Here is a 20,131-nt window from a genome sequence, read left to right on the forward strand (position 1 = left end):
CCCTCTTCGGCCGGGCATCGAGCCCGACGGCGCAGACCCAGCGGCCTCGCCATGCCGAAGAGAAGTCCACTAGTCAGGTGAGGCGGTCGGAGCCTCGGCGTCGTGGCGCCGGACCTCGACCTCGGTGGCGATCGGCAGCCGATGGCAGGCCATCGTGCTGTCGGCGATCGCCGACGGAAGGACGGCCGCGGAAGGGCCGCCGTCCGTCGCAGTCCCCGACCCGGAGGCCGGGGCACCGTTCGCTGCCCCGAGGCGGACCTGTGCGGGTCCCTCACCATCGGGTGTCTCGCGGACCGTGTCGCGCGCTCCGGCAGACGCGGCCGTCGCGAGCTTCTTCCTGCCCAGCGGCACGTCGGCCCGGGGCTCGTCGGCCTCGCCCAGCACCACGTCCATGCCGTCGGTCACGGCCGCGGCCGGTTCGGTGACCTGGGGCGATGCCCCGGTTCCCGGCTGCGACCGGTCCTGCTGTGGCTGGCCCTGCTGCGGCTGGTCCGTCCGCGGCTGATCTTGCTGCGGCTGGTCCTGCTGGAGCTGGTCCCGCTGCGGCTGATCCTGCTGCGGTGCGTCCTGCTGCGGTGCCTGGACCGCCGGAACGATATGTCCGATGTCTACCGCCTCGCCGGTGAGGCGAACAGGGGCGGCCAGATCACGGACGGCCCCGCCCAGGGCGGAGCCCGCGTCGCCGGCGACCTCGCCCACGAGCCGCTTCGGGATCGTGGTCACCGCGCCGAGGTCGTGCCGGTCACCGGAATCCAACGGCTGGACGGCCGTCGTGAGGATCCGGTCGATCAGATGTTTTCCCTGCTCACCGGCACCGCTCAGGGCGCCGGCGCCGGGCTTGCCGGTGAGGTGCTCGCCGGTGCCGGACTTGCTGGTACCGGGCTTGCCGGTGCCACTGCCGGCGCTGTGCGGCGCCGCCGTGATGTCGTGCACCACGGCGCCGAGCAGCCCGGTCGCGGGGTCACGGTCGTCGGCCTGGGCGGCGGCCCCGGAGAGCAGCCACGCCGCGCCGGCGATGCCGCCGACGACCAGGACGCGCAGACCCCAGGGGGATCCGGTACGCCCGGACCGGCGCCGCTGCCGCTCCGCCCCCTGGCTGGGAGGCGGCATGGGCGCGGAACCACCGGTGGGCGAAACGACCGACGGACGGCACGCCGGGCGCGACTCGCGCTCGACCCCCCACCCCGTCATCGGATCCGCCCCTCTGTCGTCGGCTCGTGACCGGCGGCCGAAAACATCGGCCGCTCGGTATTGGTAACGAAGCGACACAGTCAGGGTCACGCAGACGAATGGAGAAAAGTGATCGTCCGCTTTCCGCACCTACCGAAGAATGAGTCAGGCAGAGGCGACCAATCTGGTACGCGGCCCGGCCCGAAGAACACCCGACGGGAGTGTGCGCCCGAGCAGACCCTCGGCGAGTTCCGCCACCCGGATCAGCTCGTCGAGATCTATTCCCGTGTCAATGCCCATGTCCTCGAGCATGTGCACCAGTTCCTCGGTCGCGATGTTCCCGGAGGCGCCCGGCGCGTACGGGCACCCGCCGATCCCGCCCACGCTCGCGTCGAACTCCGTCACCCCCAGCTCCAGGGCGGTCAGGACGTTCGCCAGCCCCGTACCCCTGGTGTTGTGGAAGTGCAGCAGCTCCGGGCGTACGGCCGAAAGCAGGTCGCGGACCCGGCGCGGGGTCGCCATGCCGGTGGTGTCGCCGAAGGCCACCCGGTCCGCGCCGTCGGCGCGGACCCGCTCCACGATGGACGCCACCCGGTCCGGGGCGATGTCACCCTCGAACGGGCACCCGAAGCTGGTCGCGACGATGACCTCCAGCGTCGCCCCGGCTTCGTGCACCAGCGGGATCAGGCCGGCGATGTCGTCCAGCGAATCCCCGGTCGACCGGTTCAGGTTCCGGCGGTTGTGGGTGTCACTGGCGGAGACCACGACCTCGATCTCCCGGAAGCCGGCCTTGATCGCCCGCTCGGCGCCGCGCGTGTTCGGGATGAGCGCCGAATACCGCACGTCCGGGTTGTGCCACGCCCGCGCCCACACCTCGTCGGCGTCGGCCATCTGCGGGATCGCCTTCGGATGAACGAAGGACACCGCCTCGATCCGCCGTACCCCCGTCCGGGACAGCGCGTCGATCAGCCGGACCTTGTTGTCGGTCGGGATGGGTTCCTCGTTCTGCAGCCCGTCGCGCGGAGCGACCTCCCGCACCGAGACAGCCGTCGTCGTCATCGCCGTCACCTCATCCGCGCCACGATGCCGGTGTCGTAGTCGCCGCTCAGGAACTCCTCGTTCTCCAGCAGCTCGGCGAAGAACGGCAGGTTGTTCTTCGGCCCGGCGATCTCGAACCCGGCCACGGCAGCCCGCGCCCGCTCGATCGCCTCCGCCCGATCCGCGCCGACGACGATCAGCTTCGCCATCAGCGAGTCGTAGAACGGCGTCACCGTGGTGTCCGGCCCGTACCCGGAATCCACCCGGACCCCCTCGCCGGCCGGCTCCACCCAGGTGGCGACCTTGCCCGGCCCGGGCAGGAACCGCTTCGGATCCTCGGCGTTGACCCGCAACTCGATCGCGTGCCCGCGGGTGGTGAGATCGTCCACGTCGAACGTCGGAGCCTCACCCGACGCGATCCGCAGCTGCTGCTCGACCAGGTCGATGCCGTGGATCAGCTCGGTGATCGGGTGCTCGACCTGCAGCCGGGTGTTCATCTCCAAGAAGAAGAACTCGCCGCTCACGGGGTCAAGCAGGCACTCCACGGTGCCGGCGTTGCGGTACTTCACGGCCTCACCGGCCAGCACGGCGGCGGCCAGGAACCGCTGCCGCAGCTCCGGGCTCACGGCCGGGCTCGGCGCCTCCTCCAGCAACTTCTGGTTACGCCGCTGCACCGAACACTCCCGCTCGCTGAGCGCGATCACCCGGCCGTCGGCCAGCCCGAGGATCTGCACCTCCACATGCCGTACGCGGGGAAAGTAGCGCTCGATGAGCACCGAACCGTCACCGAACATCCGCTCGGCGAACGCGCGCACCTTGTCGAACTCCGCACGCAGCCCGGCCTCGTCGTTCGCCACGGCCATGCCCATCCCGCCACCACCGGCGGCAGCCTTGACCATCACCGGGAACCCGATGGCGGACGCGGCCTCCAACGCAGCCTCCACCGAGGTCGCCGGATCCTGCGTACCCGGCGCCACCGGCACGCCGGCGGCGGCCATCAGATTCCGAGCATTGATCTTGTCGCCCATCGCGCTGATCGCCTCGGCGGACGGCCCGACCCACACCAGACCGTTGGCTTCGACCGTACGGGCGAAGTCGGCGTTCTCACTCAGGAAGCCGTAGCCGGGGTGGATCGCCTGAGCCCCGGTCTGCTTGGCCGCGGCGAGAATGGCGTCCGTGTTGCGGTAACTCTGAGCCGGGTTCGCGGGGCCGACACACACCGCCTCATCGGCCTCGAGCACGAACGGCATGCCGGCATCCGCCTCGGAGTGGACCGCGACCGCCCGGATGCCGAGACGCCGGGCCGTACGGATGATCCGGCGGGCAATCTCGCCCCGGTTGGCTATGAGCAGCGAGTCGATCATTTCGCTCCTTGTGTGGAGGGTGGGGTGGGGTCGGCCTTGGGTGGGCCGTGGGGTGGTTCGTGGCCGCGGGGGTGGGGGCCTGGTGGTTGGGGGCCTCGTTGGACTGGGGCCTCGCTTGGCGGGGCCTCGGTTGGCGGGGCCTCGGTTGGCGGGGCCTCGGTTGGCGGGGCCTCGGTTGGCGGGGCCTCGGTTGGCGGGGGCCGATTGGGCCTGGGCCGAGGACGGTTGACCGACGGCTGATTCGCCGCAGGCCGAGGCATATGGGCGGCGGCTGATGGCCGCGAGCCGAGGATCGCCGGCTCAAGGATGGTTGGCCGCAGGTCGAGATGGGCTCGCTCGACGTCGGCGGCGTTGCGAAACGCCAAGCCCGGGGGCGGCAGACCCGTGCGCGGCGGCAGACCTGGGGGCGATGCGTCCGTAGCGGATGGCCGGTGGGTCGGCTGGCCCGTAAGCATGAAGCCCGAAGCCAGCCGGTCGGAAGCCGACGGGCCGGCAGCAGCCGGTGGACCGCAGCCAGCCGTCCGGCCCGGGGCGGCGGGCCTGGTGGCGGGCTCGGCGGCGACCATGTGCTCGATGTGCCGGCCGGTCAGCGGCCGATCAGTGCGTGCATGGTCGCCTCGCGCAGGAGGGCGGCCCGGCGTTGGCGGTCGACCTCGCCGCCCAGGAAGGGCGTCGAGTTCATCAAGCCGAATGCCGAGTGTGCCAGTACCCGCGCCTCGCCGGCGTCCAGCTCGGGACGCAGCGTGGACAGCACTCCGACCCACTCCTCCACGTACAGGCGCTGCAACCGCCGGATCTGCCGCTTCGGCTCATCCGGCAGCCGGTCCAGCTCGTGCAGGTGCAGCGCGATCACCGCGGGGTTGGCCAGCGCGAACTCGACGTGGAACTCGATCAGGTCGGACAGCGTGGCCTGCGCGTCGCCGGAGCGACGCCCGACCCGCTCGCGGCCGCCGTGGAGCAGGCTCTCGCTGACCGGGATGAGCGCGGCGACCAGCATGGCCTCCTTCCCGGCGAAGTGGTGGTACAGCGCCGGACCGGTCACCCCGGCGGCGGAACCGATGTCATCCATCGATACGCCGTGATATCCGCGAGCGGCGAAGAGGCCGACCGCGATCTCGAGGATCTCGTCCCGGCGCGACCGGCGGCGAGGGGCCGGCGGTCCAGGACGCTGGTGCTGATCTACCGTCACCTGGCCACTCTAACCCGCTGTCAAGCCGAGTACTTAACGGTCGTTCAGGCAGTGCGGTCCGGCACGTCAGCTGTTTCCGGCGGGACGCTTTGTCGGCTATGCCGCGGCAGGTTCTCGCCGACCGGCGAGGAACGCGCCCACCATGGTCGCGAGGCCGCAGCAGCCAACACGGCCCCGAGGGTATTGACGAGCACGTCGTCGGCGCTCGACACCCGGCCGATGGCGAGCACCCACTGGAGGGTCTCGACCACGCCCGAGGCGACGACTGCCACGGCCGCCACCCGCCACAGGGAGGCGAAAGAGACGAACCGCAGCGGCAGGAAGAAGCCCAAGGCGGCAAGCACGAGCAGATTCCCGACAATCTGAGCCGCCGCGGTGCCCGGGTCGCCCGCCACCCAGGACGGCAGGTCGTGCAGCGGTACGAGATCGACCGAGCGCGGAGCGGGCTGCGGCGTGAAGAGCATGACGGCCCAGGGCACCGAGCCGGCCACCATCCCCACCTCGGCGATCGCATGCCGGCGACTCACGCTGTGCCGACGCCACCGGTACGCCAGGAGGCTCGCCGCGGGAAGGACAAGGAGCGCGACGACGATGGTGACGCCGTGATCCCGCCAAGCCGCACCCACCGCCGCAAGGTACGCCTCCCGGCCAAATCGACGCCGCGTCCGAACGGTCGCGCAATCGATGGCTCAGGTCATGATTCCCCTACGAGGTCCGTCGTCTTGGCACCGGAGCGTTGCGGCAGGCGCCATGGCCAGACCTCCCGGTTCGCGAGCACCAATGCCGCGGCTAGGACGGGCAGCATCGGCAGCCACCAGTCGTGGGCCGAGTCCCACTGCGGTTGACCAGGCAACGGCCATGCCGAGTACTTGGCCGGCAGGAAGAGCGTGGCGACCATCAGGCCACCCTGCGTCGCCGGACCGGCCACGGCGGCGGTCAGGGAATGCCCGCGTCGGGCGGCCACGGCCGCACCCACCAGCCCGGCCAGCCCACACACGGCTGCCTCCAGTGCGAGATCCCGGGACGGGAGCCGGCCAGGAGCCACGCTCGCGGCGGCGGCCCGATACAGAACTGCCCATATCGCTGCGGCCGGCAAGGCGACGACGGTGAGGCGCAGCCATTGCCGCAGCCAGCGAGGGGTCGGCATCACCGACAGCGGAGCCATCGGGTCGACCATGGCGAAGCTCGCGCCCGCGCCGAGGACAACAGCAGCGATCCGTACGCCCCAGATCTGGCTCGCGGGTGCGGGCGCGCCGGCGAGTGCGGGAAGGAGGGCGAGCACTGAGACCGCGGTCGCGGCGGCGACGGGGATCCACGGCACGAGGCGTACGACCGGCGTCGTGAGGAGGAGCACCTGCCGAACCCTCACGGGCATGCGGCCTCCTCGTCGACGACCGGCAGGGTGGCCACCCCGAACGGCGCGAGCAGGTCACCGACCGGCGCCGCCGACCGCATCGCGTCCCAGTTGTCGACCACCATGGCGTTCAGCCTGTCGCGGGGTGCGTCGAGCAGGCGCTTCGCGGCCTCGATCTCTGCCTCGCCGACGTCTACCCGGCCGAGGTGGAGTTCGTTCGGATCGTTGAGGAGCGCACGGCCGTCTTCGCCGGACTGGGCGAGCAGCCACAGGGCGATGACGGTGCGCAACTGACCTGCCCCCGAACATCTCGGTCCGGTGCTCAACTCCACCGAGCCGCCCGGAAGCACTGCCCTGTTGCGCTCGGGAAGACTGCCGGGCCCGGGCCGGCCGGCGAGCTGATCCGGCATTCTGAGGAGCACGCGAACGTACTGCACGGTGAGGTCGGTGCGGCTGGTGCGTGCCCATGAGCCGTGCCGGCCCCAGTGCTGGTCGACGATCACGCTGGTCGCGGGCCCGACGCCCTGCCGCACGCTCGGCAGGTCGGTGAGGCCTGCGGGCAACGCCGAAACCACCGGGTCGACCGCTTCCTCCCACAGCGAGATCCAGCGCCCGTACCCGTACAGCGCGCAGTAGGTGACCCTGTTTCGTTGTTCGCAGTGCTGCGCCGACTCGTCGAGATAGGGCTGCGCCGCCTCAGGGCCGGCCGGAAGCCGCTCGTCCTGTTGTCGCTGCACGGCGGCCACGGCGACCACGAGCGCGACCGCCATGACGGTCGAGGCGAGGGTCCGCCCATGCCGGAGAAGCGCAGCGGCGATCACAACGACGAGCAGGGCGACCAGGTAGATCAGGTGGGCGCCGGTCGGCCGGGGCATCGTCGGCGCCACGTTCTCGTCGACCACTACTGGGAACAGCAGCCAGGCCAGGGCGTCCGCGCTGGATCCCAGCACCGGCAGCATGGCCAGCACCGCCGCGAGACCGAAGAGCGTCAGCGGACCAGCAGCCGTCGACGGCAGCCACCGACCCACCGCGACGCCCACGGCTGCACCGATCATCGGGGTCACGACGGCTACCGCCATCAACCACGGGTCGAAGGCGCCCGCAGGCCATGACGGGAGCAGCAGAACCAACTCGACGCCCACGGCCAGCACGGCCACGAGTCCGGCCGTCGGCACGAGCGCCAGCAGCCCCACCGTCCTGCGGCGCGCCGGGCTGGGCAGCGTACGCGCGGATTCCGTCGCGCCGTGCCGATGATCCCGGGACGCTGCCAGGTGCCCGATCAGCACGAGGAAGCCAGCGAGCACCAGGGACGCCATGCCGGAGTTCGCCGTGAACACGTCCCAGCGCGGCTCGGTCGTCCAGCCCCACGCCGTACACAGGGCCACGGCGAGGACCACGCCGGTCCACAGGGTCGACATGCCGAGCAGCAGGCGTGCTTCCTTGAGTGTCAGCGACCTCGTTGCCACCCCCGCCGGAGCTCGCACGGGCTGCATGAGGGTCGCGCTCATCGGACCGCCACCTCCGGGCCCAGCAGCATCAGGTAGCCGTCCTCGATCGAGGGCTTGACCGGTGTGCCGTTCGGCGGCTGCGGCCCGAGAGTGCGGAACTCGCCGTCGGAGTTGCGCCAGTACAGCGGGTTGGTCTCCGGCGGCTCGGCGGACAACCACACCTGCCCGTCGGCCTGTTGCGCGAGGCCTCGGGGCGTGCCGTCGTACACCGCTCGCCCCTGCTTCATCACCACCACGCGCCCGCAGAGCGCGCCGACGTCTTCCGTCTGGTGAGTGGAGAGCAGCACCGTACGCGTCTCGCCGAGCCGGGAGATCAGGGCGCGGAAGAGCATGCGCTGCTCGGGGTCCAGTCCCACCGTCGGTTCGTCGAGGATCAGCAGATCTGGCTCGCCGAGAAGCGCTTGGGCGAGGCCTAGGCGCTGGCGCATCCCTCCGGACAGCTTCCGCACCTTCACATTGGCGCGGTCGGTCAGCCCGACCTCCTCCAGCACCCGGCGCACCTCGGCCCGGCGGCGACGGCCGTCCGTCATCTCCTTGAGCACGGCGACGTAGTCGAGCAGCGCCGCGGCCGAGAAGTTGGGATAGAGCCCCGGGTCCTGCGGCAGGTAGCCGAGGCGACGGCGCAATGCGGTCCGTTGGGTGGCGACGGCCGGATCCAGCCCGTACGCCTCCACCCGCCCCCGATCCGGCGCGAGCGCCGTCGCCAGGCAGCGCAGCAGCGTGGTCTTCCCGGCGCCGTTGGGACCGAGCAGGCCGGTCACGCCGATGCCGATGTCCAGGTCGAGATCGTCCACCGCGGTCGTGGATCCGTAGCGCTTGCCGAGCCCTTGAATGCGGACGGTGGTCATCTCGTCTCCCCCGGGTCGAGGCGGCGGTGGCGCACGGCGAGAACCGCGGTTGCCAGGAGCGCCGCGGCGAGGTAGCCGGCCTGGGTTACCGGCCCGAAGAACAGCGTCTGGACGGGCGAGCCGGCGATCGCCACCCCGCCGACGACGATCAGCCAGAGTCCACCGAAGACGCCGGCGGCCGCGGCGAGGGGCAGCGCTGTGGCGAGCGCCAGGGTGCTGACGCACAGCAGGAAGGCGGGCAACAGCCACGCGCCGGCCAACCATCCCGGCCCGGGAAGGAGGAGGGCCGCGACGGCGCCCATGGCCATGGACACCCCGACCACTGCCGTCGCACGCCAGAGCACCAGGGACGGTCCCGCCATGGGGGTCGCCGAGGTGATCTCGTGCATCGGGTCCGCGGGAGGGCCGTACGCGGTGGCAACCGCCAGCACAGGAAGCACAGGGGCGAACACGAGGAACAACAGCAGTGTCGTGCGGGCGCCCGCCTGCCCGGTATACGCAGCGGCGACGCCGAACCCGAGCACCGCGGCAGTGGCCAGGACCCACGACCAGCGCAGGGCGGGAGTGGCAGCCAGCAGCCGCACCCGATGCTCGGGAAGGCCGACGCTGCCCAGCGCCCGCTCCACCCGGCTCTGCCGAGCGGCCTGGAGGACATCCGTCACCTGGCCCCAGTTGCGCTCGAGCCAGGCCATGTCGGTCGGCACAGCCGCCCGGCAGAGTGCGCACGCTCGCAGGTGCGCGTCCACCGCCATCACGCGACTGGGAGTGAGCCGGCCAGTCGCGTACGCATCGAGAAGTTCCGCGTCGGTGTGCCAGGCGGCGGTTTCCTTCGAGGTCATGCCAGCAACTCCCGTAGCCGTGCCCGGGCCCGCATCAGCCGGGTCTTCGCCGTGCCTTCCGCGACGCCGAGACAGCGCGCCGCTTCCTTGACCGTGAGGCCGTCGATCGCGGTCGCCTGAATGACCGCGCGCAGTTCCGGGGAGAGCCGGTCGAGGGCCTTGCCGAGATCGCCGTGCTCGACCCGGAGGAGCACCAGGTCCTCTGCCGACGGCACGGTCTCGACGTCCTGCTCGGGGATGCCGCCCACCCACCGGTGACCGGGCCCGCGGAGGTTGCCGACCAGCCGCCGGATCGCGATGGTCCAGATCCAGCCGGCCGGATCGGCGCCGGTCTCGCGATACCTCCGGGCATCCCGCCAGATCGCGACGAACGTGTCCTGGATCGCGGCGTCCACGACGTCGGGGTCCGCGCAGCGGCGCGTCAGCCGGAACCTCAGCCAGGATGCGTGGCGGCCGTGCAGCAGATGCAGGGCCTCCATGTCCTCCGCCGCGACGGCGCGCAGCAGGTCGGCGTCGCTGCTGTCCTGGGTCACCGGCCGGACCGGTGTCTGCCTTCTGCGCCTCACACAAGGACTATCGCGAAGCGAGCCGAATTTGGTTCACGCGGCGAGGAGGACCTGTGGAAAACCTTGGTGGCGGATGACGACGCAAAGAAGACGCCGCCCGGATGTCCGGACGGCGTCAGCGGTGAAGGGGCAGGTCAGGCGAGCCCGCCGGGCTCCGCCCCCTTCGCGATCGGCGCCCGGACCAGGTTGCCCCACTCCGTCCAGGAACCGTCGTAGTTGCGCACCTGCGGGTAGCCGAGCAGGTGGTGCAGCACGAACCAGGTGTGACTCGACCGCTCGCCGATCCGGCAGTACGCGATGATGTCGTCGCCCGTCTCGAGGCCGAGCTCGTCCTGATAGATCTTCGTCAGCTCGTCGGCCGGCTTGAACGTGCCGTCCTCGTTGGCGGCGGACTTCCACGGCTTGCTGACCGCGCCGGGGATGTGGCCGCCGCGCAGCGCGCCCTCCTGCGGGTACGCCTCCATGTGGGTCAGCTCACCCGTGTACTCCTGCGGGGAACGCACGTCGACGAGCGGACGACCGCTCGAGATGTGCGCCATCACCTGGTCACGGAAGGCGCGGAGCTGGCTGTCGTCGCGCGCAGGAACCGGGTACGTCGCGGGCGGGCGTACCGTCTTCTCGCGGGTCATCTCCCGTCCCTCAGCCACCCACTTCTGCCGGCCGCCGTCGAGAAGGCGCACGTCGCGGTGCCCGAACAGGCTGAAGACCCAGAGCGCGTACGCGGCCCACCAGTTGAAGTTGTCGCCGTAGAAGACGATCGTGTCGTCCCGGCCGATGCCCTTCGCCTCACACATCGCCGCGAACTGGGCCGGGTCCAGGTAGTCCCGGGTGAGCTGGTCGTTCAGCTCGAGGTGCCAGTCGACCTTCACGGCACCCGGGATGTGGCCGGTGTCGTAGAGCAGGACATCCTCATCCGACTCGACGACCACCAGGCCGGGTGTGTCGAGGTTGGCGGCGAGCCAGTCGGTGGTGACCAGCTTCTCAGGGTGGGCGTACGCCTGCAGGGACGGCGCCGGGTCGTTCGCAACGGACATGTCACTCACGCTATCGCGTCGATGGGGGCAAGCCGGGGCCGCTTCGCCGTGACCTCGTCACCAGAGGAGGCGCCGACGAGCCGCCGCTTCAGCCAGGGGGCGAAATGCTGCCCGGCCCAGCGCAGGTCGGCGCCGCGGGCCAGGAGCCAGGGCGTCGGCGCGGGCATCGGCGGAACCAGCATCCAGTCCTCGTCGACACCGACGCCGAGCGTGTTCAGGACGTGCGCAGCGACACGTCGATGACCGGCGGCCGACAGATGCAGGCGGTCGGCACTCCACATCAGCGGGTTGCGGAAGGCGTCGTCGGCAAAAAGATCTATGAGGTACGCGCCGTGGCGCTGAGCCAGCTCACGTGCGCCGTCGTTGAGCGCCGCGGCACGGGGACCGACGATGCGCTGGCCCGGCAGGTGCACGGTGACGTCCGCGAACCGGAACAGGATGACGTCGGCGCCGGCGGCGCGCAGCCCGCCGATGACCGGGTCGATCCGGTGCACGAGGCCCCACGGGTCGACCTTGCGGCGCAGGACGTCGTTGCCGCCCGCGGCGAAGCTGACCAGGTCGGGCCGCATCGCCAGCGTCGGCTCCAGCTGGTCGGCGACGACCTGATCGAGCAGTTTGCCGCGGACGGCGAGGTTCGCGTACCCGAAATCGGGGCCCGCCTCGACGGCCAGCCGGGCCGCCACCAGGTCTGCCCACCCGCGGTAGCTCCCGTCGGGATAGCCGTCATCCATGCCTTCGGTGAAGCTGTCACCCATCGCCACGAAGCTCTTCCAGGTCATGCCCCCGCCCCCTGAACGTCTCCTCAGTCGCAGATTCACAGCGAGTTTTCCACCGGCCGGCGACGAACGGCAGAGTGACGATGGCGACACTGAGGAGGCCCGCGATAACGGGATGTTTCTGTCGGTGGGCCTCCCTAGGCTCTCGGGCATGCTCACGCGAATGTCCACGATGCTGCTCAAGACCCTGCGCGAGGAGCCGGCGGAAGCGGAGGTGCCGAGCCATCGGCTGCTCCTGCGGGCCGGCTACATCCGCCGCGCGGCGCCGGGCGGACACACGTGGCTGCCGCTCGGCAAGCTCGTCCTCGACCGCATCACGGCGATCGTCCGGGAGGAGATGGCCGGCATCGGCGGGCAGGAGGTCAGCTTCCCGGCGCTGCTGCCGCGAGAGCCCTATGACGTCACCGGGCGCTGGACTGAGTACGGCGATGACATCTTCCGGCTGAAGGACCGGCGTGGGGGCGACTACCTGCTCGCCCCGACCCACGAGGAGATGTTCGCGCTGCTCGTCCAGGACATGACGAGTTCCTACCGCGACTTCCCGCTGATCCTCTTCCAGGTGCAGACCAAGTTCCGCGACGAGGCGCGCCCCCGCGCGGGCTTGCTGCGCGGCCGGGAGTTCCTGATGAAGGACTCCTACTCGTTCGACCTGTCGGAAGAAGGACTGCGCGAGGCGTACGCGAGGCACCGGGCGGCCTATCAACGCATCTTGGAACGGCTCGGGCTCGAACACACCATCGTGTCGGCCGTTTCCGGGGCGATGGGCGGCTCCGCGTCCGAGGAGTTCCTCGCCATGTCCGACGTGGGAGAGGACACCTTCGTCGGCTGCACCCGGTGCGACTACGCGGCGAACACCGAGGCCGTGGTGACGCCCGTGCCGCCGCCGGACAGCCGCGAGCACGGTGCGCTCACCGTCCACGACACTCCCGCGACACCGACCATCGCAGCCCTGGTCGACCTGGCCAACGCCCGCGCGCTCGACGGCCGCACCGACTGGACGGCCGCGGACACCCTCAAGAACGTGGTCGTCTCCGTTCATCACCCCGGCAAGGAGGACGAGCTGCTGGTCATCGGCGTTCCCGGCGACCGAGAGGTCGACATGAAGCGCCTGGAGGCAGCTATCGCCCCCGCCACCGCGACGATGTTCGACGACTTCGCCTCACGACCCGACCTCGTCCGCGGCTACATCGGCCCGCAGGGTCTCAAGGTGCGATACCTCGCCGACCCGCGCGTGGTCACCGGGAGCGCATGGCTGACCGGCGCCAACGAGCCGGGGAAGCACGCCACCTGTGTCGTCGCGGGACGCGACTTCACGCCGGACGGCACGATCGAGGCGGCGTACGTCCGCGCCGGCGACCCCTGCCCGCGGTGCGGCGAGGGCGCGCTGACCATCCGCCGAGGCATCGAGATCGGGCACATCTTCCAGCTCGGCCGCCGCTACACCGACGTGTTCAAGGTCGATGTGCTCGGCGCCGACGGGCGACCCGTACGCCCGGCCATGGGTTCCTACGGCATCGGCATCTCCCGCGCGGTGGCCTCCATCGTCGAGCAGCACCACGACGACCGCGGCATCATCTGGCCCGACGAGGTCGCTCCCGCCGACGTGCACGTCATCGGCGCCGGCAAGGACGGGCAGATACCGGCAGCACTGGAGCTCGCGTCGCACCTGTCGGCCGCCGGGCTACGCGTGCTGGTCGACGACCGGCCGCAACTGTCGGCCGGCGTCAAGTTCACCGATGCGGAGCTGATCGGCATCCGACGCTGCGTCGTGGTCGGCCGCCGTCTGTCCGAGGGGTACGCGGAACTACGCGATCGCCGTACGGGTGAACGCCGCGACGTCGCCCTGCCGGAGGTCGTCGATGCCGTCACCGGCTCATCGGCGGCCGGCCTCGGCGATCCCCCGCCCGAGGGGCACGGGGTGTAATCGATGAGACGGTCGGGTACCCGCTCGCGTAACGGGCGGGTACGAGCGCGGGGAGGTACAGCCATGGCTCGGACGGCAGTGGCGGACGTGATGACCCGGAAGGTCGTCTACCTGCCGGGCGACACGATGCTCGACGAAGCGGCCCAGGTCATGCGCGACCAGGGCATCGGCGACGTCATCGTGACCAACGGCCCCACCATGTCCGGCATGGTCACCGACCGCGACATCGTGGTCCGGGCGATCGCCGAAGGACTGCCGCCGCACTCGACGACACTGGCATCCATCGCGACGGTGGAGCTCATCATGGTGGAGCAGGCCGCGACGGTGGAGGAGGCGGTCCAAGCCATGCGCGAGCGCGGCGTACGCCGGTTGCTGGTGTGCGACGCCGACCGCAAGGTGGTCGGAATCCTGAGCCTGAGCGACGTCGCCCTGGTCCCCACCTCGACGCCGGCCTGACCCGTCCGGCACAAGCCACCGCCTTGACCGGACCCTGCACGAGCCGCCGACCCAGACGCCTCCGCGACGAGCCACTGCCCGGACCGGTCCCGGCACAAGCCGCCGGCCCGGACCGGTCCCGCCGCGAGCTGCCGGCCCGGACCGGAGCCGTCCTGCACGAGCCGCCGCTCTGACCTGTTTCGGGCGAGCCGCCGCCATGAGCTGTCCGGCCAAGCACCGCCCAGCCTCGCCGGCACAAGCTGTCGGCCTAGCCGGTTCTGCACGAGCTTTCACGCCGGCGCACCGTCGGGCGAAGGTCAGCCGGTAAGGCTTGTTGATGCGTCGGCTGGTCGTCGCGGGCACTTGGCCACATCCAACGTGGCCATCGACACCCGGCCGGCTGGTCGGCGGGACCGGCGGAGGGTGCTTGCGCGACGTAGGGTCACAACCGTGAGCGACATGCCGCCGAAGCTGGCCGAGATCGTCGACGAGTTCTCCTCCGCGCCTCGCGAGGTCGTCCTCGAGATGCTGTTGGAGTTCGCCGACTCGGTGCCTCCCCTGCCCGCCGAGCTCAAGAACCACGAGGGCATGGAGCAGGTGCCGGAGTGCCAGACGCAGTTCTTCCTCCGCGCCCAGGTGCAGCCCGACGAGACGGTCACGACGTGGTTCGACTGCCCGCCCGAGGCACCGACCACGCGGGCGTTCGCGGGCATTCTGTCGGAAGGGCTCGAGGGCGCCACGGCCGGAGAGATCTTGACCGTGCCCGACGACCTGTACAGCAGGATGGGCCTGGCCACGGCGATCAGCCCGCTGCGCATCCGGGGTGGGACGGCGATCCTGGCTCGGCTCAAGCGTCAGATCCGCGAGCAGGAAGAGGCACGCGAGCAGGAAGAGGCACGATCGTGAACATCGAAGTGTGGTCGGACGTCGTCTGCCCGTGGTGCTACATCGGCAAGCGGCGGCTGGAGACGGCGCTCGAAGGGTTCACCGGCGACGTGACCGTGACCTTCCGGGCGTACCAGTTGGATCCCAGTCCCGTGCCGCAGCCCGTGCCGACGAAGCAGGCCCTGGCGGAGAAGTTCGGCGGCGCGCAGCGCGCCGAACAGATGTTCTCGCACGTCACGGCGATCGGTGCGGCCGACGGGCTCACGTTGGACTTCGACCGGGCGATCAACGCCAACACGTTCGATGCGCACCGGCTCATCGCGTGGGCGGCCGGGCAGGACCTCCAGCTGATGATGACCGAGACGCTGCAGCGGGCGCACTTCGAGCAGGGCGTCGACATCGGCAACCATGCCGCCCTCGCGCGGCTGGCAGGGTCGATCGGGCTGGACGAGGAGGCCGCGCTCGCCTACCTCGCATCGCCCGCGGGGACGGACGCGGTGAACGCCGATCTGCTGGAGGCGCGCGAGCTCGGCATCACCAGCGTTCCGACGTTCGTGATCGACCGGAAGTACGCGGTGCAGGGCGCGCAGGAGGTCGCCGTGCTCCGGCAGGCCCTCGACGAGATCGCCCGCCGCGAGGCCGTCGACGTGGCTCAATGATGTTCCACGTGAAACCAAGCTAGACCGGTCGCCGGCCACCCTGATGATGGCGGCGACCCCAGCGGAGCAGCGCCTGACCCTGATAGATCGCCGCTCCGTCCAGTCGGCCGCTACACCTCGCGGGCCAACCCTTCGATCACTTCAGCCCCGGGCAGCGCCCCCAGCGCCGGGCCGGCAATGGCAATCTTGCTGTGCCGTACGCCCGACCCGATGATCACGTGCGGCATCGCGACCACCCGCGAGTCGACCAGCACCGGCCACGACTTCGGCAGCCCGATCGGGGTGATGCCCCCGTACTCCATGTCGGTCAGCCGTACCGCGTCGTCCATCGGCGCGAAGCTGGCCTTGCGTACGTCGAGGTGACGCCGCACCACGCCGTTGACGTCCGCGCGTGTGGTGGCCAGGACGACACAAGCCGCATACCTGGTCACCTCGCCGCGGCGGCCGGCCACGATCACACAGTTCGCGGACTGCTCGAGCCCCACCCCGTACGCCTCGCAGAAGGCCGCGGTGTCGGCCAGCTCGGCATCGATCGGCGCCACCAGCACCTGGTCACCGTCGATCGGCGCGTCCGCCGGCCACACCTCGAGCGCCGCCGCGACCGGCCGGGCGAGCAGGTCGAGCCGAGCGATCGCAGGCTCGAGCTTCAGAGATCCCATCACGCCCGTCATCCTGCCCGGATTCCGACCGGCCAACCACTCAGGTCCCCCGTCGGCGTCCAGCTGTGTCCCGGCTGCCTCCACACCTGCCCGACCCGCCGGGTCACGCCGCCGGGTCACGCCGCCGGGTCACGCCGCCGAATCGCGGTCAATCGAAGAGACCGCCGCCCACATCGAACCAAACCACGAACCCCGCCGCCCACACCGAGCCGACCCGCGCACGCCGCCACCCACACCGAGACCGTGTCCCACACCGTGGACGCAACCAGCCACCCACCAGGCGTACCCATAACAAGACCGACCCCCCGCTCAGTCCGACCCCGATCCTGCCGACTGTCACTTGATGTGGGGGAGAGACGCGGCGCACGGGTCGGTACCGTCAGCGGCCTCGCCCTGCTCACCGGCGGCATGGCCGTCGCGGCCGTCGCCGGTGGAGCGCAATCGATCTTCGCCAGCGTGCTCCTCGGGCTGCTCGCGCTCGGGATGGGCCACGCGCTCCTGACCGAAATTCATCGCCAGGCCCGTCGCCGCACCACCCGGTGGACGGCGCACGACACCGCCAACACGACGCTCCTCGCGATCTGGTCGGTGGCCGCGCTCGCCGTCGCGCTTCCGGCCGTCGTCCCGCTGAGAGTCCGGGCCGTCGGGCTCCTTCTGACTGTTGGGTACGCCCTCAGCAGCGCCTACTTCGTCACGGAACGCCGCCGCACCATCAGCCGCACCCCGGCCTCCCCGAAGGATCCGGCTCCGACGAGCGGGCCGCCCATCCCGGGCGCGGCGCTACCCGACTCGGAAACGCCGGCGTCTCGGCACCGGGACTGACCGAGGGCTCGGCGCGCCTACTCCAGCCGCATCGCGATGATCATCGGTGGAATCGGTACCAGGCCGCCGGCGCCCGGTTCCACATCCGGCAGCGGCACCCAGGCCAGCCCGATCGGCTCCGGTCCGCCCAGGTGCGGGCCCAGCTCCGGCTCGCCGTCGCCCACCGTGCAGGCGAACACCGAAGTCATGCCCGACGGGTACGGCACGTCCTGCAGGTACCGCGCCTCCTTGACGACGAGGCCGACCTCTTCCACCACCTCACGCCGTACGGCGTCCTCCGGGGTCTCGCCCGGGTCGATCCCGCCCCCCGGCAGCGTCCACCATTCGCGGCCGCCGTCGCGCCGGCTCCGCTCGTGCACCATCAGCACTCGCCCGTCCCGCACGATGATCGCCGCGGCTCGTTTCCGTCCACTCACGAGTGAAGGCTACTCACGATGAGGCGGAGCCCGCGCGAACGTAGAGGCACGCACACGCGAACGAAACTCCGTACCCGTGGCTCGGAATGGGGTCGCGCAGCGTGACGGGGTGACCTAGCTTGGGCGGAATGCGCTACCGCTCCCCCGACGAGGACAGCGCCCGCTGGGACGGCTTCCCGTTCCGCCAGGGCGACATCGTGATCAGTACCCGGTCGAAAAGCGGCACGACGTGGGCGCAGATGATCTGCGCGCTGCTCGTCTTCCAGGACCCTGAGCTCCCCGCGCCGCTCCCGGAGCTGTCGCCGTGGCTGGACTGGCTCATCGTCCCCCGCGACGAGGTCTACGCCCGCCTCGAGAAGCAGCAGCACCGCCGCTTCATCAAGACCCACACGCCGCTGGACGGAATTCCCCTCGACCCGAGAGCAACGTACGTCGTGGTGGCCCGGAACCCGCTCGACATGGCGGTCTCCCTCTTCCACCAGGGCGACAACCTCAACCGCGAGCGCATCGCCGAGCTCCTCACCCCCGGCCAGGCCCCGCCCCCCGCGGCCGAGCCCGTACCGGTGGCCCGTCCCCTGCACGACTCCCTCGTCGACTGGATCAACGCGGAGGTCGCCCCGGCGGAGTCGCTCGATTCCCTGCCCGGAGTCATGTGGCACCTGTCGGACGCTTGGCGCCGCCGCCACGACCCGAACGTCGTCCTGCTGCACTACACCGACCTGACGAACAACCTCGAGGGTGAGATGCGACGCCTCGCGGACCGGCTGGCGATCGACGTACCGGAGGAGCGCTGGCCGACGCTCGTCGAAGCCGCCACGTTCGCGCAGATGAGGGCCCGTGCCGACCGCCTGGCTCCCGACCCGGCCGGCATCATGAAGGACCGCAACGCGTTCTTCCGCCGAGGGACCTCCGGCGCCGGCCGCGAACTCCTCACCCCCGAAGAGCTCCTTCGGTACGAGCACCGCGCAGCCGAACTGGCACCCGCAGACCTGCTGGCCTGGCTGCACCGCTGACGGCTCGAGCGCCCGCGGGCTCTCCCGTGCGGCGATGGCAGTACGGCTTCGCCACAGGGACCGGCCGGTACCCATGCGTGGCGCACCCGGCGGCGGGGCCGGGCCGGGCAGCCACGACCGAGTTCGCTGACGCCTCAGCCGGGCTTTGGGCTCAGACGCTGCGGAGAACGCGCTCGAACTTCTCGGGCCGCATCGGCCGCGCGTGATCGGCCCGGCTGGCGGCGAAGGCAGCCAGCACCCGGCGACGCTCCGCCTCGGTGAGGATGCCGGCGAAGGGTGAGGCGGTTCGAAGCTCGACGGCGTACTCGGCGGACGAGGTCAGCGCCTCGAGAACCGCATCCACGCCCTGGTCCAGTACGGCGTCCCAGCGGTCGAGCCACTCCCAGTCCCGGCCCTCGGGGTGCAGGCGCCGCAGCCGACGAAGAGTGATGGCAGCCGCCGCCATGATCGCGCCGGGGTCCTGCACCAGCCGGCCGGCGACCGCCCGGTGCAGCCACAGCACCTGCAGCTGCTCCCGCGTCATCCCGGGCTGGATGAACGCCTCGACGTCGCACCGCCGGATCCGCCGCTGCCCCTCGATCGTGACGTACGGCAACAGCCCGCGCAGGCATAGATCGACGACATGAGCCCGCGACGACCGCAGCAGTACCGCCGCCTCGCCCGTGGTCATCCAGCTCCGTGTGCGCATCGTCACAGGTGGATATTGACGCGGTGGCTGACCTGATGCAACAACCGAACGGCCGATGGCTCTTTCATACCCGGCGGTGAAAGCCTCCCGGTGAGCGCCACGGCCAGGGACGAGGCCGAAACCGACCCGGCGCCAGGACCGAGAGGGCCCGAGAATCGACGCGACCCAGGGACAGCGCGACCCAGAACCAACCGCGGCCCAGGGACCAGCCGCGGCCCAGGGACCGACACGGCCCGAGGACCGACACGGTCGAGAACCGGCGGCGCCGGAACTGACGTAGCGCGAGAACCCGCAGCGCCAGAACTGACGTAGCGCGAGAACCCGCAGCGCCAGAACTGACCGTAGCGCGAGGGCCAAAGCTGCCCACAAACCAGCGCGGCGCGGCGACCAACGCGGCCGGAGGGGGCAAACCGTGGCCGGGAGGCAACCAAGGCGCGGCGATCAGCGGCGGCGCGAGGCGCCACGTGGCCCGCCCAGCGATGCCGGCGGCTGGGCGACCGAGGCCGGCGCATGCGGAGAAGCGGAGGGCCATACGCGCATGAAGAAGCCCCGAGGTCGCGAGAACCCGGGGCCGAAGAGGAAGCGGATAAGTGGAGCCCAGGGGACTTGAACCCCTAACCCCCGCCTTGCAAAGGCGGTGCTCTGCCAGTTGAGCTAGGGCCCCCAGATCGGGAAATCTATCGCAGGTCGGGTGCCGTCGTGGCTTCGTGCCACAGGGCGCGCTCGTCGCTGGAGGCCTTGACCTTCTTGACCACCAGGGCGGCCGCGCCGACGATGCCGGCGACGAGGAGGAGCTTCTTCAGCATGGGCCTGGTCCCCTTTGAGTCTTCGGCGGAGGACGTGCGTGGTGGGGCTAGCTGGAATCGAACCAGCGACCTCAGAGTTATCAGCTCTGCGCTCTAACCGACTGAGCTATAGCCCCGTGACAGCGACACGAAGGTTAC

22 protein-coding genes and 2 tRNA genes are annotated in these 20,131 nt (G+C 70.9%); 6 read left to right on the top strand and 18 right to left on the bottom strand.

Features of this window, described 5'->3' with window-relative positions; all coding sequences use genetic code 11:
* Positions 1–69 precede the first annotated feature (69 nt).
* From COUCH_RS00840 to COUCH_RS00895, 12 genes are all read right to left on the bottom strand, one after another.
* Complete coding sequence (locus COUCH_RS00840) at positions 70–1,110, bottom strand: hypothetical protein (protein WP_249610207.1); 1,041 nt, start codon at positions 1,108–1,110, stop codon at positions 70–72.
* Between the two features lie 225 nt (positions 1,111–1,335).
* A complete protein-coding gene (locus COUCH_RS00845; RefSeq protein ID WP_249610208.1) occupies positions 1,336–2,229 on the bottom strand; it encodes a hydroxymethylglutaryl-CoA lyase in 894 nt (297 codons plus the stop codon).
* A 5-nt stretch (positions 2,230–2,234) separates the two neighbouring features.
* Positions 2,235–3,572 carry an acetyl-CoA carboxylase biotin carboxylase subunit gene (locus COUCH_RS00850; RefSeq protein ID WP_249610209.1) on the bottom strand — a complete coding sequence of 446 codons (1,338 nt, stop codon included), beginning with the start codon at positions 3,570–3,572 and terminating at the stop codon, positions 2,235–2,237.
* A gap of 586 nt (positions 3,573–4,158) precedes the next feature.
* Complete coding sequence (locus COUCH_RS00855) at positions 4,159–4,761, bottom strand: TetR/AcrR family transcriptional regulator (RefSeq protein WP_249610210.1); 603 nt, start codon at positions 4,759–4,761, stop codon at positions 4,159–4,161.
* Between the two features lie 44 nt (positions 4,762–4,805).
* Entirely contained in the window at positions 4,806–5,387 is a 582-nt protein-coding gene (locus COUCH_RS00860) for a VanZ family protein (protein WP_249610211.1), read from the bottom strand.
* Positions 5,388–5,455: 68 nt separating this feature from the next.
* A complete protein-coding gene (locus COUCH_RS00865; protein WP_249610212.1) occupies positions 5,456–6,136 on the bottom strand; it encodes a hypothetical protein in 681 nt (226 codons plus the stop codon).
* Positions 6,127–7,623, bottom strand: coding sequence for a hypothetical protein (locus COUCH_RS00870; protein ID WP_249610213.1), 1,497 nt, complete (start codon positions 7,621–7,623; stop codon positions 6,127–6,129). The genes COUCH_RS00865 and COUCH_RS00870 overlap by 10 nt, the downstream gene beginning before the upstream one ends.
* Positions 7,620–8,471: an ABC transporter ATP-binding protein gene (locus tag COUCH_RS00875; protein ID WP_249610214.1), complete on the bottom strand. Its 852-nt coding sequence runs from the start codon at positions 8,469–8,471 to the stop codon at positions 7,620–7,622. Before COUCH_RS00875 ends, COUCH_RS00870 begins: the two co-directional genes overlap by 4 nt.
* A complete protein-coding gene (locus COUCH_RS00880) occupies positions 8,468–9,310 on the bottom strand; it encodes an anti-sigma factor family protein (RefSeq protein ID WP_249610215.1) in 843 nt (280 codons plus the stop codon). The genes COUCH_RS00875 and COUCH_RS00880 overlap by 4 nt, the downstream gene beginning before the upstream one ends.
* A complete protein-coding gene (locus COUCH_RS00885) occupies positions 9,307–9,876 on the bottom strand; it encodes an RNA polymerase sigma factor (protein ID WP_249610216.1) in 570 nt (189 codons plus the stop codon). Before COUCH_RS00885 ends, COUCH_RS00880 begins: the two co-directional genes overlap by 4 nt.
* A gap of 134 nt (positions 9,877–10,010) precedes the next feature.
* Positions 10,011–10,910: a sulfurtransferase gene (locus COUCH_RS00890; protein WP_249610217.1), complete on the bottom strand. Its 900-nt coding sequence runs from the start codon at positions 10,908–10,910 to the stop codon at positions 10,011–10,013.
* A gap of 5 nt (positions 10,911–10,915) precedes the next feature.
* Positions 10,916–11,689 (bottom strand): SGNH/GDSL hydrolase family protein, encoded by a 774-nt coding sequence (locus COUCH_RS00895; protein ID WP_249610218.1) that lies wholly within the window; start codon positions 11,687–11,689, stop codon positions 10,916–10,918.
* A gap of 148 nt (positions 11,690–11,837) precedes the next feature.
* On the opposite strand from COUCH_RS00895, the gene COUCH_RS00900 reads away from it, so the two are divergent.
* From COUCH_RS00900 to COUCH_RS00915, 4 genes are all read left to right on the top strand, one after another.
* The gene (locus tag COUCH_RS00900; RefSeq protein ID WP_249610219.1) at positions 11,838–13,610 is read left to right on the top strand and encodes a proline--tRNA ligase; all 1,773 of its coding nucleotides are present in this window, start codon (positions 11,838–11,840) and stop codon (positions 13,608–13,610) included.
* A gap of 63 nt (positions 13,611–13,673) precedes the next feature.
* Positions 13,674–14,066 carry a CBS domain-containing protein gene (locus COUCH_RS00905; RefSeq protein WP_249610220.1) on the top strand — a complete coding sequence of 131 codons (393 nt, stop codon included), beginning with the start codon at positions 13,674–13,676 and terminating at the stop codon, positions 14,064–14,066.
* Between the two features lie 429 nt (positions 14,067–14,495).
* Entirely contained in the window at positions 14,496–14,951 is a 456-nt protein-coding gene (locus COUCH_RS00910) for a SufE family protein (protein WP_249610221.1), read from the top strand.
* Positions 14,948–15,589 carry a DsbA family oxidoreductase gene (locus tag COUCH_RS00915; protein ID WP_249610222.1) on the top strand — a complete coding sequence of 214 codons (642 nt, stop codon included), beginning with the start codon at positions 14,948–14,950 and terminating at the stop codon, positions 15,587–15,589. Before COUCH_RS00910 ends, COUCH_RS00915 begins: the two co-directional genes overlap by 4 nt.
* 110 nt (positions 15,590–15,699) lie before the next feature.
* Here COUCH_RS00915 and COUCH_RS00920 read toward each other — a convergent pair whose 3' ends face one another.
* Positions 15,700–16,248, bottom strand: a complete 549-nt coding sequence (locus COUCH_RS00920) for a YbaK/EbsC family protein (RefSeq protein WP_249613509.1) — start codon at positions 16,246–16,248, stop codon at positions 15,700–15,702.
* A gap of 345 nt (positions 16,249–16,593) precedes the next feature.
* Here COUCH_RS00920 and COUCH_RS00925 point away from each other — a divergent pair, with 345 nt between their 5' ends.
* Positions 16,594–17,070: a hypothetical protein gene (locus COUCH_RS00925; protein ID WP_249610223.1), complete on the top strand. Its 477-nt coding sequence runs from the start codon at positions 16,594–16,596 to the stop codon at positions 17,068–17,070.
* A gap of 17 nt (positions 17,071–17,087) precedes the next feature.
* Here COUCH_RS00925 and COUCH_RS00930 read toward each other — a convergent pair whose 3' ends face one another.
* Positions 17,088–17,486, bottom strand: coding sequence for an NUDIX domain-containing protein (locus tag COUCH_RS00930; protein WP_249610224.1), 399 nt, complete (start codon positions 17,484–17,486; stop codon positions 17,088–17,090).
* A 128-nt stretch (positions 17,487–17,614) separates the two neighbouring features.
* Between COUCH_RS00930 and COUCH_RS00935 the strand changes: the two genes are divergently transcribed.
* The gene (locus COUCH_RS00935) at positions 17,615–18,499 is read left to right on the top strand and encodes a sulfotransferase domain-containing protein (protein ID WP_249610225.1); all 885 of its coding nucleotides are present in this window, start codon (positions 17,615–17,617) and stop codon (positions 18,497–18,499) included.
* Positions 18,500–18,650: 151 nt separating this feature from the next.
* Here the strand turns inward: COUCH_RS00935 and COUCH_RS00940 are convergent, their stop codons facing one another.
* The 4 genes from COUCH_RS00940 to COUCH_RS00955 all read right to left on the bottom strand — a co-directional run bounded on the left by COUCH_RS00940 (position 18,651) and on the right by COUCH_RS00955 (position 20,109).
* The gene (locus COUCH_RS00940) at positions 18,651–19,169 is read right to left on the bottom strand and encodes a helix-turn-helix domain-containing protein (RefSeq protein WP_249610226.1); all 519 of its coding nucleotides are present in this window, start codon (positions 19,167–19,169) and stop codon (positions 18,651–18,653) included.
* Positions 19,170–19,778: 609 nt separating this feature from the next.
* A tRNA-Ala gene (locus COUCH_RS00945) sits at positions 19,779–19,851 on the bottom strand.
* 13 nt (positions 19,852–19,864) lie between these two features.
* A complete protein-coding gene (locus tag COUCH_RS00950; protein WP_233413195.1) occupies positions 19,865–19,993 on the bottom strand; it encodes a DLW-39 family protein in 129 nt (42 codons plus the stop codon).
* A 39-nt stretch (positions 19,994–20,032) separates the two neighbouring features.
* Positions 20,033–20,109: transfer RNA gene (locus tag COUCH_RS00955), tRNA-Ile, on the bottom strand.
* Positions 20,110–20,131 lie beyond the last annotated feature (22 nt).

It is taken from the genome of Couchioplanes caeruleus (assembly GCF_023499255.1).
Classification (GTDB): domain Bacteria; phylum Actinomycetota; class Actinomycetes; order Mycobacteriales; family Micromonosporaceae; genus Actinoplanes; species Actinoplanes caeruleus_A.